13 protein-coding genes are annotated in these 14,957 nt (G+C 62.1%); 8 read left to right on the top strand and 5 right to left on the bottom strand.

What is annotated here, in order from left to right; genetic code table 11:
* Nucleotides 1-7 precede the first annotated feature (7 nt).
* The gene (locus C1M53_RS17960) at nt 8-1,855 is read right to left on the bottom strand and encodes a DUF882 domain-containing protein (protein WP_129413472.1); all 1,848 of its coding nucleotides are present in this window, start codon (nt 1,853-1,855) and stop codon (nt 8-10) included.
* Between the two features lie 256 nt (nt 1,856-2,111).
* Complete coding sequence (locus tag C1M53_RS17955) at nt 2,112-3,644, bottom strand: sigma-54 dependent transcriptional regulator (protein WP_129413471.1); 1,533 nt, start codon at nt 3,642-3,644, stop codon at nt 2,112-2,114.
* 143 nt (nt 3,645-3,787) lie between these two features.
* Here C1M53_RS17955 and C1M53_RS17950 point away from each other — a divergent pair, with 143 nt between their 5' ends.
* From C1M53_RS17950 to C1M53_RS17920, 7 genes are all read left to right on the top strand, one after another.
* Complete coding sequence (locus C1M53_RS17950; protein ID WP_129413470.1) at nt 3,788-5,623, top strand: M3 family oligoendopeptidase; 1,836 nt, start codon at nt 3,788-3,790, stop codon at nt 5,621-5,623.
* Nucleotides 5,624-5,727: 104 nt separating this feature from the next.
* Complete coding sequence (locus C1M53_RS17945; protein WP_129413469.1) at nt 5,728-6,873, top strand: aminodeoxychorismate synthase component I; 1,146 nt, start codon at nt 5,728-5,730, stop codon at nt 6,871-6,873.
* Nucleotides 6,822-7,490: an aminotransferase class IV family protein gene (locus C1M53_RS17940; RefSeq protein ID WP_129413468.1), complete on the top strand. Its 669-nt coding sequence runs from the start codon at nt 6,822-6,824 to the stop codon at nt 7,488-7,490. The genes C1M53_RS17945 and C1M53_RS17940 overlap by 52 nt, the downstream gene beginning before the upstream one ends.
* Nucleotides 7,491-7,515: 25 nt before the next feature.
* Entirely contained in the window at nt 7,516-8,898 is a 1,383-nt protein-coding gene (locus tag C1M53_RS17935) for a peptidase S41 (RefSeq protein ID WP_245488190.1), read from the top strand.
* Nucleotides 8,899-8,945: 47 nt separating this feature from the next.
* Nucleotides 8,946-9,230 (top strand): YciI family protein, encoded by a 285-nt coding sequence (locus C1M53_RS17930; protein WP_129413467.1) that lies wholly within the window; start codon nt 8,946-8,948, stop codon nt 9,228-9,230.
* Nucleotides 9,230-10,141 carry a DUF3445 domain-containing protein gene (locus tag C1M53_RS17925; protein ID WP_129413466.1) on the top strand — a complete coding sequence of 304 codons (912 nt, stop codon included), beginning with the start codon at nt 9,230-9,232 and terminating at the stop codon, nt 10,139-10,141. Before C1M53_RS17930 ends, C1M53_RS17925 begins: the two co-directional genes overlap by 1 nt.
* Nucleotides 10,142-10,283: 142 nt before the next feature.
* Nucleotides 10,284-11,729: a homospermidine synthase gene (locus tag C1M53_RS17920; protein ID WP_129413465.1), complete on the top strand. Its 1,446-nt coding sequence runs from the start codon at nt 10,284-10,286 to the stop codon at nt 11,727-11,729.
* Between the two features lie 88 nt (nt 11,730-11,817).
* On the opposite strand, the gene C1M53_RS17915 is transcribed toward C1M53_RS17920, so the two are convergent.
* The 3 genes from C1M53_RS17915 to C1M53_RS17905 all read right to left on the bottom strand — a co-directional run bounded on the left by C1M53_RS17915 (nt 11,818) and on the right by C1M53_RS17905 (nt 14,091).
* Complete coding sequence (locus C1M53_RS17915; protein WP_129413464.1) at nt 11,818-12,105, bottom strand: PTS sugar transporter subunit IIB; 288 nt, start codon at nt 12,103-12,105, stop codon at nt 11,818-11,820.
* A gap of 17 nt (nt 12,106-12,122) precedes the next feature.
* On the bottom strand, nt 12,123-12,584 hold the full coding sequence (locus C1M53_RS17910; RefSeq protein WP_129413463.1) for a PTS sugar transporter subunit IIA: 462 nt from the start codon (nt 12,582-12,584) through the stop codon (nt 12,123-12,125).
* 112 nt (nt 12,585-12,696) lie between these two features.
* On the bottom strand, nt 12,697-14,091 hold the full coding sequence (locus C1M53_RS17905; RefSeq protein ID WP_129413462.1) for a PTS transporter subunit IIC: 1,395 nt from the start codon (nt 14,089-14,091) through the stop codon (nt 12,697-12,699).
* A gap of 249 nt (nt 14,092-14,340) precedes the next feature.
* Between C1M53_RS17905 and C1M53_RS17900 the strand changes: the two genes are divergently transcribed.
* The gene (locus C1M53_RS17900) at nt 14,341-14,721 is read left to right on the top strand and encodes a hypothetical protein (RefSeq protein WP_129413461.1); all 381 of its coding nucleotides are present in this window, start codon (nt 14,341-14,343) and stop codon (nt 14,719-14,721) included.
* Nucleotides 14,722-14,957: the final 236 nt, after the last annotated feature.

The raw sequence follows: 14,957 nt of genomic DNA, 5'->3' as shown, positions 1-14,957 counted from the left end.
CCGCGACCTATTTGGTCGGGAACCGTGCGACCGACATGAATTTCACAGCGGTCCCGGTGAAGCGGTTCGAATCCGCCATCTCATTCGCAGTCTGGAAGCCGGCCGTATAGACCTCGCTCGGTGCGGTGCGAACCACGTTGTAGGCCATACGTGGCGCCGTGGTGGAATCGGTCACCTTGGCGATCTGCTCGTTGCCCTGGAGGGCCCAGCGCGCAACCTTCGGTGCAGCCGGAACGACCACCGACTTGTGATCGGGCCTGGCATCCTGTGCGTTGGCGCGCGCCGCCTTGCGTGTCGTCTTCACATTGCCGCCCATCGCCGCAGCAGGATCGGAGCCAGCCGGGCGGCTCGCCACGACGGCGCGCGGCGTTGCTGCATCGACACCGGAGGGGTCGTTGAAGGCCGAACGCGAGGCCGGCAGAGCCGCAACCTGATAGGTGTCGGTCGACGCCTGCTCCAGAACCGCCTTGACCTCGTCAGGACGTTGGGTTGGCAGCATGGCCAATGCGTCGGTCGCCGTCTGCTGCCCGTCACGCTTGGCGGTATCGGCCAGCGCGAGCAGCACCGATTCCTGGTTGGGCTCAGCTGCGCCGGGCGTCTTTGGTCGGCGTGTCGGCAACGGAACATTGCCAGCCACAGCCTGCACGCCAGCAACCGACGTTGTTTCGGCAATCGGCGCGGGCGCATTGGGATCAGCCATGCCGAAAGGCACGTTTTCCGGTGGGATCGGCGCGGCAGCCGCTACGACCGCAGGCTGCTCTGCCTGTTGGATGGCAGAGGCGTCCGCAACACCAAACGGAACGGTTTCAGGTGTCGGCGCTGCCGCAATGCCAACATCCGCCTTCGGACGCGGGGCGGCACCCGGCACAGGCACCGAACGCGCCGGCAATGCAGCAAGGATGGTTTCCGGTGTCTGCTTCGGCTCTTCCGCCATCTGCGGCTCTTCCGGCTCGGTAGCAGCCGGCATTTCTATGCGCTGTGCGTTCTCAGGCGAGACGATGGCGATGCCCGGCAGGCTGTTCTTGGCCGATGCAGCCGGCTTCGTTGCAGCCTTCGGCTTCGGTGCCGGCGCCATGGCGACATCGGCGGAATCGTCTTCCTCGTCCTCGCCGCCGCCAAAGAAGGCGGCCAGGAAGCCACCCGACTTGTGGGTCGAGCCACCAGCGCTGGCGAGTTCGATGTTCGGCGTACCGTTGGACTTACGCGCCTTGTAGGAGGCCATCGCCTGCTCGTAGCCCGGCAACGGCCGGCCGTCGCTCGGCACGTGCAGCGTCTTGCCGTTCGGGAACAGACGCGCCAGTTCCTGGCGGCTTATGCCCGGCCAGTGGCGCACATTGCCCACATCCATATGCACGAAAGGCGAGCCCGAGGTCGGATAATAACCGACGCCGCCGCCCTGCATCTTGAGACCGATGTCGCGCAGCTTTTTCAGTGGCACGCCTTCGATGTAGAAATCCATCGCCTTGCCGAGGATGTGCTGGCTTTTCTCGGCGACGCCGCTGCGGCGGCTGCGCGATTTCAGCATGGCGTTGGTAGAAGGCGCACGGTAGCCGCAGATCACCTGGATGTAGCCACGCGAACCGCTCTGGCGATAAGCTTCCCACACCAGATCCATCAGGCGCGGATCCATCTTGGTCGGCTCGTTGCGACGCCAGTCGCGCAGAAAGAAATTCAGCTTCTTGAGTCCAGCCTGATCATAGCGACCGTTCCGCTTGAAGACGATCTCGTCGACTTCGCCAGTGTGCAGGTTGCGCAGCTTGAGCGCGCGGACTTCAGCGCTGGCGGTTCCTCCGGAAACAGCCACGAGGCCGATCGCCATAACCGCGCCGGTCAGCCACTTCTGCCAGACGCTCAACGAGGATGCACGCCTGTTCTGGTGTCGTTCGATTCTGCTCAAATCAAATGGCCTTGCAGACTGCCGTTTGTCCCCGGATTTGATCAAACGGATGCGGTTGGATTCACACCCGATAATCGATCCTAATGGTTAATCGACGCTTATTGAAGCTGAAATGCGGTAACACCATGGCGATATCCCGCCTAAAATGCTGCGCGTCAACTCGTGGTAAACCACTGGTTTAAACCAGGAAACTCACCCGAAGCTTGCGCGGGATTCAGGAAGCTATTTTTTCCGCGCGCCCGGTTTCCGGGTCGATGCCGTACTCCTTGAGCTTTCTGTACAGCGTAGAACGACCGATGCCAAGCCGTCTGGCCACCTCGCTCATCTGGCCGTTGTAGTGGTCGATGGCGAGCCTGATCATCTCCAGTTCAACCGCGGCAAGCGAGCGGACGTTACCGCGCTCGTCCAGCGCGGTCAGCGTACCGAACCTTGGTTCGACCCTCGGCATGCGATCGCCGGCGACCTCCGCGGCAATGGGTCGCTCGTGGGGCAGCGCCGTCTCGATCTCATCGGGCAAATCGGGCACGACCGACGGTGCTGGGACCTCGAGCACCACCGTACCTTCCACCTGTGCCCGGATTTGCGGAAACTCCTCCGGCGTCAGCACCTCATCCTCGACGAGCACCGAAGCCCGATAGATGGCATTTTCCAGCTGGCGGATATTGCCCGGCCAGTCATAGGCCTGAAGCATGGCAAGGGCGGCCTCCGAGAGGGTGAGGCGTCGGCGCGGACCGACGGGCGACACCTTGTCCATGAAATGCCGGGCAAGGAAGGGGATATCCTCCTTGCGATGACGCAGAGGCGGCACCAGGATCGGGAAGACGTTGAGCCGATAGAACAAGTCCTCGCGAAAGCGACTGTCCTTCACCTGCTGCAGCAGGTCGCGATGGGTCGCCGAGATCAGGCGGATATCGACCTTGACGGTAGCGCGAGCGCCGACCGGATCGACTTCGCCCTCCTGCACCGCACGCAGGAGCTTCACCTGCACGTCGAGTGGCAGGTCACCGATTTCGTCCAGGAACAGCGTGCCGGTATGCGCCTCGACGAACTTGCCGGTATGCTTTTCGGCGGCACCGGTGAAGGAGCCTTTCTCATGACCGAACAGGATCGATTCGACGAGATTGTCGGGAATGGCGCCGCAATTGACGGTGACAAACGGTTTTGACTTGCGGTCGCTGCTGCCCTGGATGGCCCGGGCCACCATTTCCTTGCCGACGCCGGACTCGCCTTCGATCAGGATCGGGATCGAAGACCCTGCCGCCTTCTGGCCGAGCCGGATTACCCGCTCCATCGACGGGCTGCGCGTGGCGAGATCCTTGAAAGTCAGCGTCTGGCCAGGACGGCGCGACGATCGCTTCACCGCGACCTCGACCTCCTCCACCTTGAGTGCGCTGGTAATCGCCGCGTTCAGGCGCTCCGGCGAGGCTGGCTTGACGACAAAGTCGAAGGCGCCATGACGCATCGCCTTCACGACGGTCTCGATGCCGCCTTGCGCGGTCTGCACGATGACAGGGATATGGATGTCGCGGTCGCGCATCGCCTGCAATACCGCGATGCCGTCCATGCCGGGCATGGCAAGGTCGAGCACCACGACAGAAACCTCGCGTGCATCGGGACCGTCCATGACTGCTAGGCCGGCTTCGCCGTTTTCAGCGGTGAGTGCCGGATAGCCGAAACGACCGACCGCGGCCTCCACAAGCCTGCGCTGAACCGGGTCGTCATCGACGATGAGGATCGAACCTGTCATGAGTGTTGCGAATTCGCCCCTTCCCCGCACCTTGCCCTATGGATCATCTTGGCACAGGGTTCTAAATAAGCTTTCAAAAAAGCCGGTGAACGAATTGCTTAGAAATTGATCGGCTTCGCGCGACATTTCCGGAAGGTGTTGAAATGCATACTTTTTTCGGCCGGCTGCATGCACCGGCACAGTCCGGTCGCAAGGTTTTGGAGCTCGGCAATCTGCCTGAGTGGAATCTTGCCGATCTCTATCCTGGCATGGATGCCCCGGAACTGAAGCGCGACATCGACAAAGCCGGTGCCGATGCGGTCGCCTTCGAGAACCGCTGGAAGGGAACGCTGGCTGCCGAGGCAGCGCGCGGTGCAGAGGGCAAGCTCGGCGAAGCGCTGAAGGCCTATGAAGCGCTGGAAGAGCTTGTCGGCAGGATCGTCTCCTATGCCGGCCTGGTCTATGCCGGCGACACGTCCGATCCACAGCGCGCCAAACTCTACGGCGACGTGCAGGAAAAGATGACGGATGCGTCGTCGCATCTGCTGTTCTTCGGTCTGGAGTTGAACCTGGTCGACGACCAGGCGATCGAACAGGCGCTTGATGCCGACCCGGCTTTCGGCCACTACCGGCCCTGGGTGCTGGACCTGAGGAAGGACAAACCCTTCCAGCTGGAAGACCGTATCGAGCAGCTGTTCCACGAAAAGTCGGTCACCGGCCGCGGCGCCTGGAACCGCCTGTTCGACGAGACGATGACGGAGCTGCGCTTCGACATTGATGGCGAAAAGCTCACTCTGGAACCGACGCTGAACAGGCTGCAGGATGCGGATGGCGCGGTCCGGCGCCAGGCTTCGGAAGCACTGGCCGCCACCTTCGCCAAGAATCTGCGCACGTTCACGCTGATCACCAACACCCTGGCCAAGGACAAGGAGATCTCCGACCGCTGGCGCGGTTTCGAGGACATCGCCGACTCCCGTCACCTTGCCAACCGCGTCGAGCGCAGCGTCGTGGATGCGCTGGCGAGCGCCGTTCGCGATGCCTATCCGCGCCTGTCGCACCGTTATTATCGGATGAAGGCGCGCTGGCTCGGCATGGACGAGATGAACCACTGGGACCGCAACGCGCCGTTGCCCGAAACGCCGCAGGCGACCATACCGTGGGACGAAGCCAGGAACACCGTTCTGTCAGCCTATCACCGCTTCTCGCCGGAGATGGCAGACATTGCGCGCCGTTTTTTCGACCGCAGCTGGATAGATGCGCCGGTACGGCCCGGCAAATCGCCTGGAGCCTTCGCGCATCCCACGGTCCCGTCCGCGCATCCCTATGTACTGCTGAACTACATGGGCAAACCGCGCGACGTGATGACGCTCGCGCACGAACTCGGCCATGGCGTGCATCAGGTTCTGGCCGGCGGCCAGGGTGCCTTGATGGCCTCCACGCCACTCACCCTGGCGGAAACCGCCTCGGTGTTCGGCGAAATGCTGACCTTCCGCTCCTTGCTCGACAAGACAGAGGACCGGCGCGAGCGCAAGGCCATGCTCGCCCAGAAGGTGGAGGACATGATCAACACGGTCGTGCGCCAGATCGCCTTCTACGAATTCGAGCGCAAGGTGCACACCGAGCGCAAGAACGGCGAGCTGACCTCCGACCAGCTCGGCAAGTTCTGGCTGGAAGTGCAGGCCGAGAGCCTGGGACCGGCGATCAAGCTGCGCGAGGGCTACGAAACCTTCTGGACCTACATCCCGCACTTCATCCATTCGCCGTTCTACGTCTACGCCTACGCCTTCGGCGACTGTCTGGTGAACTCACTCTACGCCGTCTACCAGAACGCCGAACGCGGCTTCCAGGAGAAGTATTTCGACATGCTGCGCGCCGGCGGCACCAAGCATCATTCCGAGCTGCTGAAGCCGTTCGGCCTGGATGCCAGCGACCCGGCCTTCTGGCAGATCGGGCTTGGCGTGATCTCCAACCTGATCGACGAATTGGAAGCCCTGGACTAGAGCAATTCCGGTTCGGCCTGACGCATGATGCCGAGAGCCGGAAACGATTTTGGCATCACGCGTTGCAAGGCGGGGCCGGACGGAGTTTGGGGGTATAAGATAAATTGACGGCATCCCCTTTCGCACTTTTTCGCGATGACCCGGCCGGTCGCGACGTGCTGTTCGAAGAGCCGTCGGCGCTGATCGTTGCCGACAGACCCCGCGATTTCGAACCCGCGCTGGAGCAAGCCGAGATCGCCCGCCGCGACGGCAAATGGCTGGCCGGCTATTTTTCCTACGAGGCAGGCTATCTGCTCGAACCCAAGCTGAAACCGCTGCTGCCGGAAGGCCGGCGTGCACCGCTGGTGGCGCTCGGCGTCTTCGATGGGCCATCCGATCGCATCTTGCCTTCGGTCGAGCCCGCCACCAACGGGCCGATCTTCGACGCCACTGCACAATGGTCATACCAAGACTACGAAAAACGCTTCGCACGCCTGCATCTGCACCTGCGCAAAGGCGATTGTTACCAGGGCAACCTCACCTTTCCGGTCAAGGCGCAATGGTCGGGTGATCCGCTTGCTGCGTTCAACGCGCTCATTGCGCGCCAGCCGGTGAAGTACGGTGCGCTCGTTTCCCTGGCCGGCCCAACGGTGCTGTCGCGCTCACCCGAACTGTTCTTCCAGGTGGACGGCGACGGCTGGATCGAGACGCATCCGATGAAAGGCACCGCCCCGCGCGGCAAGACGCCGGAGGAGGATGCCGCTCTCAAGGAATTCCTGCGCAACGACGAGAAAAACCAGGCTGAGAACCGCATGATCGTCGACCTGCTGCGCAACGATATCTCGCTGATTTCCGAAGTCGGCACACTCGACGTGCCAGACCTGTTCCGCATCGAGAGTTATCCGACCGTGCATCAACTGGTCTCGACAGTGCGGGCCAGGCTGCTGCCCGACCTTGCCATTCGAGACATCTTTGCCGCCCTGTTTCCCTGCGGCTCGATCACCGGCGCGCCGAAAATCCGTGCGATGGAGATCCTGCGCGAACTGGAAGGGACACCACGCGATGCCTATTGCGGCGCCATCGGCTGGATAGCACCCAACGGGACGATGCGTTTTTCGGTCGCCATCCGGACCATCTCGCTCTTTGCCAACGGCGAGGCGGTCTACAATGTCGGCGGCGGCGTGGTGTTCGATTCCACGGCGGAGGAGGAGTATGAGGAGTGCCTGCTGAAAGCCCGCTTCGCGACAGGGACGCTCCCGGCTACTCGTTGATCGAGACGCTGCGCTGGGAACCGCAAACCGGCTTCCTGCGCCTCGATCGCCACCTTGCCCGACTGAGCGCCTCGGCCACAGCCCTCGGCTTCCGCCACGATACCGACGCCGCAGGCGTCGCGTTGCTGAGTGCGGTCAAGGACGCGTCGGCGCCGCAACGCATGCGTCTCACCCTCACCGCGGACGGCAGCGTGGAGGCAACGGCCCAGCCATTCCACCCTTTGCCGTACGGCACGGTCTGGACCTTGCGTCTGGCGCGCGAACAGCTTTCCTCGCGCGATACATTGCTGCGTCACAAGACCAGCCGCCGCAATGTCTATCAGCAGGCACGCGCCGAACATGCGGCCGCTGACGCCGACGAGGTGCTGCTCGCCAATGAGCGTGGTGAAATCTGTGAGGGCACCATCACCAATCTGTTCGTCGATGCCGGCGAAGGCGGCCCATTGCTCACCCCCGTACTCGCTTGTGGTCTGCTGCCAGGCATATTGCGCAGCGAACTGCTGGACCAAGGCAGGGCGCGCGAAGCGGTTCTAACCTTGCGCGATCTGACCGCAGCAAGGCAGCTCTATGTAGGAAACTCGCTGCGCGGACTGATCGCAGCAAGGCTAATTCGATAGGCTTGGCACCGACGGAGGAGCAACAATGCCGATACGGCCGTCAGGTCCATCACGAGCGTATCGTGCGCCAGTGGTCTTGCTTGTTGTGGCGATGGTGCTTGGTTTGCCCCTGCCGGCCTGGACACAGCAAGATATCCGGCTGACGCCACAGCAGATGCGCGAAGATTTCATCGCGCTACGCGATAGATGGTTGCCGCAAGACAAAAGCTTTGACGACGCCGAGAAGCGCGATTTCAACCGCGTGATCGACGATGCCATTGCAAACGCAGACGGCATGTCCGCCGCAGACTTCGCTCTTGCGGTCCAAAGAGCAACAGCGACGTCGGGCAATGGCCACACCACGGCGGCAATTGGCCCGGCATTGCGTGTTCTTCCTGTCCGGGCATGGTGGTTTGCCGACGGGCTCTATGTCGTCAGTGCCGATGAGGCGCATAAGGATCTGCTCGGCGCGCGGATAGAAAAGTTCGGAGCGCTGTCCAGCGAAGAAGCGCTGGTGCGTGTCACGCCGTTCATTTCCGGCACCGGCATGCGTGTCCGTTATCTCAGTGCCGCATTCCTCACCAGCCCGGATGTACTGAAAGCAATCGGTGTCGGGTCAGACGACACCGTCACACTCACGGTTTCAAAGGACGGCAGGACTAGAGAGGCGTTGCTCGAGCCGGCATCGAAGCGTGCTCCCGGCGACGAAGGACAGCCGACCAAACGCGTCTATTCCATCCTGGTGCCTGATGGGCAAGACAGCCCGAACCGCTGGCCGCATGTCCTGGACACTGTTGCTACCCGTTCACCGGCCTACGCTGCCCGCACGGATGTCGAGCAGCACTGGCTCGACCCTGACCAGCACATTCTCTACATCCGCAGCAATTCGATCAACAGCCAGGGGGAAACGCCACTTCAGTTGAAACTGGGGGACATTGTTGCGAAATCGGTGGTGGCGAGGCGCCCGCGTGCAGTGATTGTCGACCTGCGTTTCAACAATGGCGGCGACTTCTTCAACACCATCCTTTTTTCTCAGGCGCTGCCGAAGTTGATGCCGCGCGGCGGTCACATCATGATCCTCGTCGGCCGCGCGACATTTTCGGCGGCACTCATCACGGCAGCGATGCTGAAAGGCGCTTCCGAGGACAACGTCGTCCTCATAGGCGAACCAATGGGCGACGATGGCCGCTTCTGGGCCGAAGGCGGCGACGTGAAGCTTCCGAATTCCGGCATCGAGGTGCACTACAGCGATGCCTTCGAGGACTATGAAGATGGCTGCCGCGATCCCGGCGAATGCTATTGGCCAACCGTTGCGTTCGGCCCGCGGGGCATTTCGCTGAAACCGGACTTCCTGATCGATCCGACATTTGCCGACTATGCTGCAGGTCGTGACCCTGTGCTTGAGAAGGCGCTTGATCTTGCCAGATGAAGAAGCTGGCCCTGAAATCATCGACTCGATTGCTGATTGGAAAAACTATGTTTGTAGTCAACCTCACCTACAAGGTTCCACTGACCGAGATCGACAGATTGCGTGACGCGCATATGGAATGGGTCAAGGCAGGCTATGCGGACGGCATCTTCATAGCCTCCGGCGCGAAGCGTCCGCGCACCGGCGGCGTCATCCTGGCCCGCGGCACACGGGAGGCGCTCGATGCACGGCTGGCCGATGACCCGTTCACCAAGGCCGACGTTGCCGACTACGATGTGATCGACTTTGCCGCGACCAGTGCCGAGGCAGGACTTGAAGCGTTGAAAGACTGATGAACGTGCAACGCCCCCTGCCTCCACATACGCCTTACGACGGCTCTTCAAAGGCCTTCGCCATCGGCCTGAAACCCTTGGAACTTGAGCGCTGGCTGGAGGTCGATGGCTATTTTGGTGCTCAGCTCACCGAGAAGCATCGCCTCTATGCCGAGCTGCCCGACAAGGTTTTTGTCGAACAGGCCGATACGCGCGACGCACAGCGCGAGGTGCTCGAGCTCATTGAGACGAGCATGCGCCAATATCATGCGCAGGCGCTGGCCGAAGCACGGGCACTGGGCGCCACGGTACCCGGTACGCTGGTTGATTCACCGCTGGTGGCGGCTTCGTTGATGACGCAGGACGATCTCATCCTGATGCGCCGCGGCGACGATGGCTGGCGCCTCGCGGCAGGTTCCCTGTGCTTCCCGTCGTCCTGGTCGCTGACGGAAAAGTTCGGCAAGCCGCTGCACCATATCCACGATCCCGTCCCGGGGTTCGGCACCGGCACGCGCCCGGCCGACATCATCAGCCGCATGTTCGACAACCTCCAGGGCCAGGCCGTTGAGCGCTTCAACTGGTCCATCCAGGCCAATGACGCGCTTTATCATCCGCTTTCGGATCGCCAGCGCATCGCCCGCTCCGCCGGGCGGCAATCGACTTTCCCGGATGGCGACATCAACGCGCATGCCTTCATCCGCGTCGAGCGGCAGACGCTGCGCAAACTGCCAGTGTCGCGCGACATTCTCTTCACCATCCGCATCTATCTCGATCCGCTGGCGGTGCTCATCCGTCATCCCGACCGCGCCCGGATCGCCGCCGGTTTCGCGACGCAACTCGGCGAGCTCGATGACGCACAGCTCGACTACAAGGGTTTGATTGCCGACCGCGACCGGCTGGTCGCCTATCTTGAGGCAATGTCGAGAAGCTGACGTCTGGCGGCCTCCGCCGTTAACGCCAGTGACCGGATTCGCTTTATTGTGACAAGCATGTATGGTTTAGCAGTTGCAGCCGGGCGCATCCGCGCCCGGCTTTTCTGTGAGGTCATACGACAAAGAAGGAGTGCCGCAAAAAATGGCGAATGAAAAATGGCCCGTCTATGGTGAGATCACCGGCCCGATCGTGATGATTGGTTTCGGTTCGATCGGCCGTGGCTCGCTTCCGCTCATCGAGCGCCATTTCAAATTCGACAAGTCTCGCATGGTGATCATCGATCCCAGCGAAGAGAACCGCAAACTGGCGGACGAACGCGGCATTACCTTCATCAAGCAGGCCATCACCAAGGACAACTACAAGGAAGTGCTGACCCCGCTGCTGACCAATGGCGGCGGCCAGGGCTTCTGCGTCAATCTGTCGGTCGACACCGGCTCGGTCGACCTCATGCGGCTCACCCGCAAGCTGGGTGCGCTATACGTCGATACGGTCGTGGAACCGTGGCTCGGCTTCTATTTCGATACCGAAGCCAGCAACGCCTCCCGCACCAACTATGCGCTGCGCGAAGGCATGCTGGCGGAAAAGCGCAAGCATCCGGGCGGCCCGACGGCCGTCTCCACCTGCGGCGCCAATCCCGGCATGGTGTCCTGGTTCGTCAAGCAGGCACTGATCGACCTCGCCAAGGAACTGGGCCTCGAGCTCAAGACGCCTGCACAGCATGACCGCGAAGGCTGGGCCAAGCTGATGAAGAAGGTGGGCGTCAAAGGCGTGCACATCGCCGAGCGCGACACCCAGCGCAGCAAGAAGCCGAAACCGCTGAACGTGTTCTGGAACACCTGGTCGGTCGAGGGCTTCATTTCGGAAGGCCTGCAGCCAGCCGAGCTCGGCTGGGGCACACATGAGAAGTGGATGCCCAAGAACGCCAAGAAACACAAGAAGGGCTCGAAGGCCGCAATCTACCTGGAGCAGCCGGGCGCCAACACGCGTGTGCGCACCTGGGTGCCGACCCCTGGTCCGCAATACGGCTTCCTGGTCACCCACAACGAAGCGATCTCGATCTCCGACTTCTTCACCGTGCGCGACAAGCATGGTGAAGTGACCTATCGCCCGACCTGCCACTACGCCTATCATCCGAGCAACGACGCCGTGCTGTCGCTGCACGAGATGTTCGGCGCAGCCGGCAAGGCGCAGCCGGTGCACCACGTGCTCGAGGAAAACGAGCTGGTGGACGGTTCCGATGAACTCGGCGTCCTGCTCTACGGCCACAAGAAGAACGCTTACTGGTATGGTTCGCAGCTGACGCTGGAGGAAGCCCGCAAGCTCGCGCCCCACCAGAACGCCACCGGACTGCAGGTCTCGTCGGCGGTGCTTGCCGGCATGGTCTGGGCGCTCGAAAACCCGGAAGCCGGCATCGTCGAGACAGACGAGATGGACTTCGCCCGCTGCCTGGAAGTGCAGAAGCCTTATCTCGGCCCAGTCAAGGGATACTACACCGACTGGACGCCACTGGACGGCCGCCCCGGCCTGTTCAAGGAAGACATCGACGAGAAGGACCCCTGGCAGTTCCGCAACATCCTGGTCCGCTGACCAGCAGGTGGTGAATTAAAAAAGGGCGCCGATCGGCGCCCTTTTTTACTTTACGGGTCGAAATGGCCGCAGATGCCAGCGGCCGGTGCTACTTCCTCAATTCGGCCTCGATATCGTCCAGCGCCTTGTCCTTGCCGATGCCGGTGAGGAAGGCCAGCCCCTTGATGATGGGCACAGTCACCGAAGCCGAGATCGGCGTGGTCGAGACAATCAGATCGACGTTGTCAGCCATGCTTGCCACTTCGGTCGCCTTGCACTGAAGGGCATTGAAGGTCAGCCCGCGCGCCTTCATGGCTTCCGTCACTGTGGCGTTGACCGCCGTGGACGTCGCGACGCCGGTGCCACAGGCGAAAAGAATGGTCTTCTGTCTGGCCATGTCGAATGTCCTTCCTGCTAGCTCAAGACTGCTCTGACGTCGTCCACGCTCGCAGCCTGCTTCAGGCCCGCCAGCGCTTCGGGGCTCTGGATCGTACCCATGATCTCCTGCAGCATTTCTATCTGCTTGTCCTTGTCGTTGATGGCAAGCAGGAAGACGATGCCAACGGAAACCGCTTCATCCGGTTCTTCCATATTGGCGAAGTCGACCGGCTTCGACAGCACAGCCAGTCCAACGCCGGCCTTGATGACATGGATGGGATCCGTATGGGGCACGGCGACATTTTCGGCGAGCCCGAGCGGCAGGCCGGTCGGCATGGTCTGCTCGCGCTTCACCACGGCATCCGCATAGCTTGGCTTGACGTAACCCAGTGCCTCCAGCCGCGATGCCAGTTGACGGATCACGACCTCATTGCTGTCGGCGGTCACGCCAAGCAGGATCGCTTCAGGGTCGATATGGTCGATCAAGGCTTGCGCCATGCTTAGTTCTCCAAGCTTGGGGCCGGGGGCGATCTCGCGCCACCGGCCCCACGTTTCATTCAGGCGAGTGGAACCCACCCCTCTGGCTGACGGAAAGCCCGTCCGTACGGCCTCAGGCCGTTTCGTCCTCAGCGCCAGCTGCCCGTTCCCAGGCCAGCGTGTTGCGTCGGTAGAGCACGAAGGCACCTGCAATCACCAGCGCCAGCACGGCAAGGCCGGCAACGCCAAGGCCCTGGATCGCCTCGATGATTACGTAGGGAATCCACAGGAAGCCGTCGACCACCGAGGTGATCTGCACCGCGTGCTCGGGCATCTTGAAGCCGGAGGCGACGGCAGCGCTGGTGAACAGCGGCGCCAGCGCATTGGCAACGTAGAAGCCGAGCGCGAGCGTGATAGTGCCCACCACCACCATGCGGAAGACATTGCCCTTGAGGAGCGGCGCGGTCATGGCCACGATGAACGGGATGACGGCAAGGTCGGCGAACAGGATGACGCGGTTGCCCGGCAGGATCACCGACAGGATGATGGCGATCGGGACCAGGATCAGCGAGGACGAGATCGCGGCCGGATGGCCGATCAGGATCGCCGAGTCGAGACCGACCAGCAGCTCGCGGTCACCGGTGCGCTTGCGCACGAATTCCTGCGCGGCATCGGACACCGGCAGCAGGCCCTCCATCAGCACCTTCACCATGCGCGGCAGGAGAAGCATGACCGCAGCAAGCGTCATGCCGGTGGAAAGCACCTTGGACAGCACGGTGCCGAAATCGCCGGCATTGTAGTAGGCGATCAGGCCGAGCACGAGACCGATGATCAACCCGAGCACCACCGGTTCGCCGAACACGCCGAAGCGCTTTTCGATCGTCTCGGTGCTGATGTTGATCTTGTTGATGCCGGGGATGCGGTCCATCACCCAGTTGAGCACGATCGCGATCGGCAGGATCTGGGCGGATGCCAGATGCGGCACCGATACGCCCGGAATGCCGTAGAACTGCTGCACGGCACGCGCCGACCAGTCCGCGAACAGCAGGGCCAGCGCCGCCACCAGCGCCGCCACGATCAGGCCATAGGCGAGGCTGTTGGTGGCAGCCGTGGCCAGCGAGCCGACAAAGGCGAAATGCCAGAAATTCCACACGTCGACATTGAGCGTCCGTGTCAGGCGCAGGAGCAACAGCGCCACATTGACAGCAATGCCGATCGGGATCACCCAAAGGCCGACGGAGGAACCAAAGGCGATGGCCGCCGCGGACGGCCAACCGACATCGACGATGTCACGCTGGATACCGGTGTTGGTGACGATGGCCTTGGCCACATCGCCGATCGAGGTGAGCATCAGCCCCAGCACCAGATTGATACCGATGAAGGCGACGCCGATGGTGACGGCGGCACGAAATGCCCTTCCCACCTTGGCACCCAGCACCACCGCGATGATGAAAATGACGATGGGCAACAGAACCGTCGCGCCAAGCGTATCCACGGCCGATTTCAGGCCGGTCAAAAACGTGTCCATTTTTCCTCCCCAGGACGCCCGGTTGTTTCCGGCGCGCCGCTCCAAGAACATTTGTGTTCTTCGATATACGAAAGTTGCAGCCTTTCAAGAGGCTGTCAATCAGCTCTCCCCGACAAAACGGTGGAGCGTGGCGCCTACCAAACTGTTGCCGGCAGGCCACGCTAAACGCACCGCATCTATTAGCGAGCCTTGTTTTCATCATCAATTCGAGCGATGGAAGAGGCGCGGACCGAGGAGAGGTTTTACGACATGATGACAGCGCGCAAACTTGTTTCGGCCAGCCTAGCCGTAGCCGCAACCATGGCACTGGCCGCCTGCCAGACCGGGGGTGGCCCCAGCGAACCGCCGCCTGCCGCCGCGCCGAAGGGCGTAGAGGGCTCCTGGATCGATGCACAGGGGACCGGGCTTTCGACCATTTCGGCTGGCAAGTTCCAGACGGTTGCCACCGACACCGGCCAGAAGCTTGCCGACGGCAGCTATCGCTTGACCAGCCAGACTTCGATCGAGATCAACGGCACGTCGCTGATCCGCCAGTCGCCGATCGCGTTCAACTGCCTTCTCGTCTCGATAAACCAGCTCAACTGCACCAGCCAGGCCGGCCAGAATTTCGTGCTGACGCGCCGCAGCTGACCAAAGCCGGCGCGACAAGCGCCAACAACCGGTATTCCGTCAAGCGGCCGCATCAAGGATGCGGCCGCTTTCGTCTGCACGAGACGTTTCGCCGGCAAAACCGCAGCCCTGAATCCGCTTGCAACAGCAGAAAGGCAATGGGAACATGCCCGCGAGGGCGTGTAAAACTCCAGTCAAGCAGGGCGCCTACAACACCACGTCAGGCCATCCGCATCGCTCCCGGGTTCGACACGATC

Source organism: Mesorhizobium sp. Pch-S (assembly GCF_004136315.1).
Lineage (GTDB): Bacteria > Pseudomonadota > Alphaproteobacteria > Rhizobiales > Rhizobiaceae > Mesorhizobium.
The sequence above is the reverse complement of the archived record's forward strand: the minus strand, read 5'-3'. Positions and strand labels throughout refer to the sequence as shown.

Bases quoted from the DNA above. Each gene is read 5' to 3' on its own strand.
- C1M53_RS17955 (WP_129413471.1), bottom strand. From the start codon at position 3,644: ATGACAGGTTCGATCCTCATCGTCGATGACGACCCGGTTCAGCGCAGG.
- C1M53_RS17950 (WP_129413470.1), top strand. From the start codon at position 3,788: ATGCATACTTTTTTCGGCCGGCTGCATGCACCGGCACAGTCCGGTCGC.
- C1M53_RS17935 (WP_245488190.1), top strand. From the start codon at position 7,516: ATGCCGATACGGCCGTCAGGTCCATCACGAGCGTATCGTGCGCCAGTG.
- C1M53_RS17930 (WP_129413467.1), top strand. From the start codon at position 8,946: ATGTTTGTAGTCAACCTCACCTACAAGGTTCCACTGACCGAGATCGAC.
- C1M53_RS17925 (WP_129413466.1), top strand. From the start codon at position 9,230: ATGAACGTGCAACGCCCCCTGCCTCCACATACGCCTTACGACGGCTCT.
- C1M53_RS17920 (WP_129413465.1), top strand. From the start codon at position 10,284: ATGGCGAATGAAAAATGGCCCGTCTATGGTGAGATCACCGGCCCGATC.
- C1M53_RS17915 (WP_129413464.1), bottom strand. From the start codon at position 12,105: ATGGCCAGACAGAAGACCATTCTTTTCGCCTGTGGCACCGGCGTCGCG.
- C1M53_RS17910 (WP_129413463.1), bottom strand. From the start codon at position 12,584: ATGGCGCAAGCCTTGATCGACCATATCGACCCTGAAGCGATCCTGCTT.
- C1M53_RS17905 (WP_129413462.1), bottom strand. From the start codon at position 14,091: ATGGACACGTTTTTGACCGGCCTGAAATCGGCCGTGGATACGCTTGGC.
- C1M53_RS17900 (WP_129413461.1), top strand. From the start codon at position 14,341: ATGATGACAGCGCGCAAACTTGTTTCGGCCAGCCTAGCCGTAGCCGCA.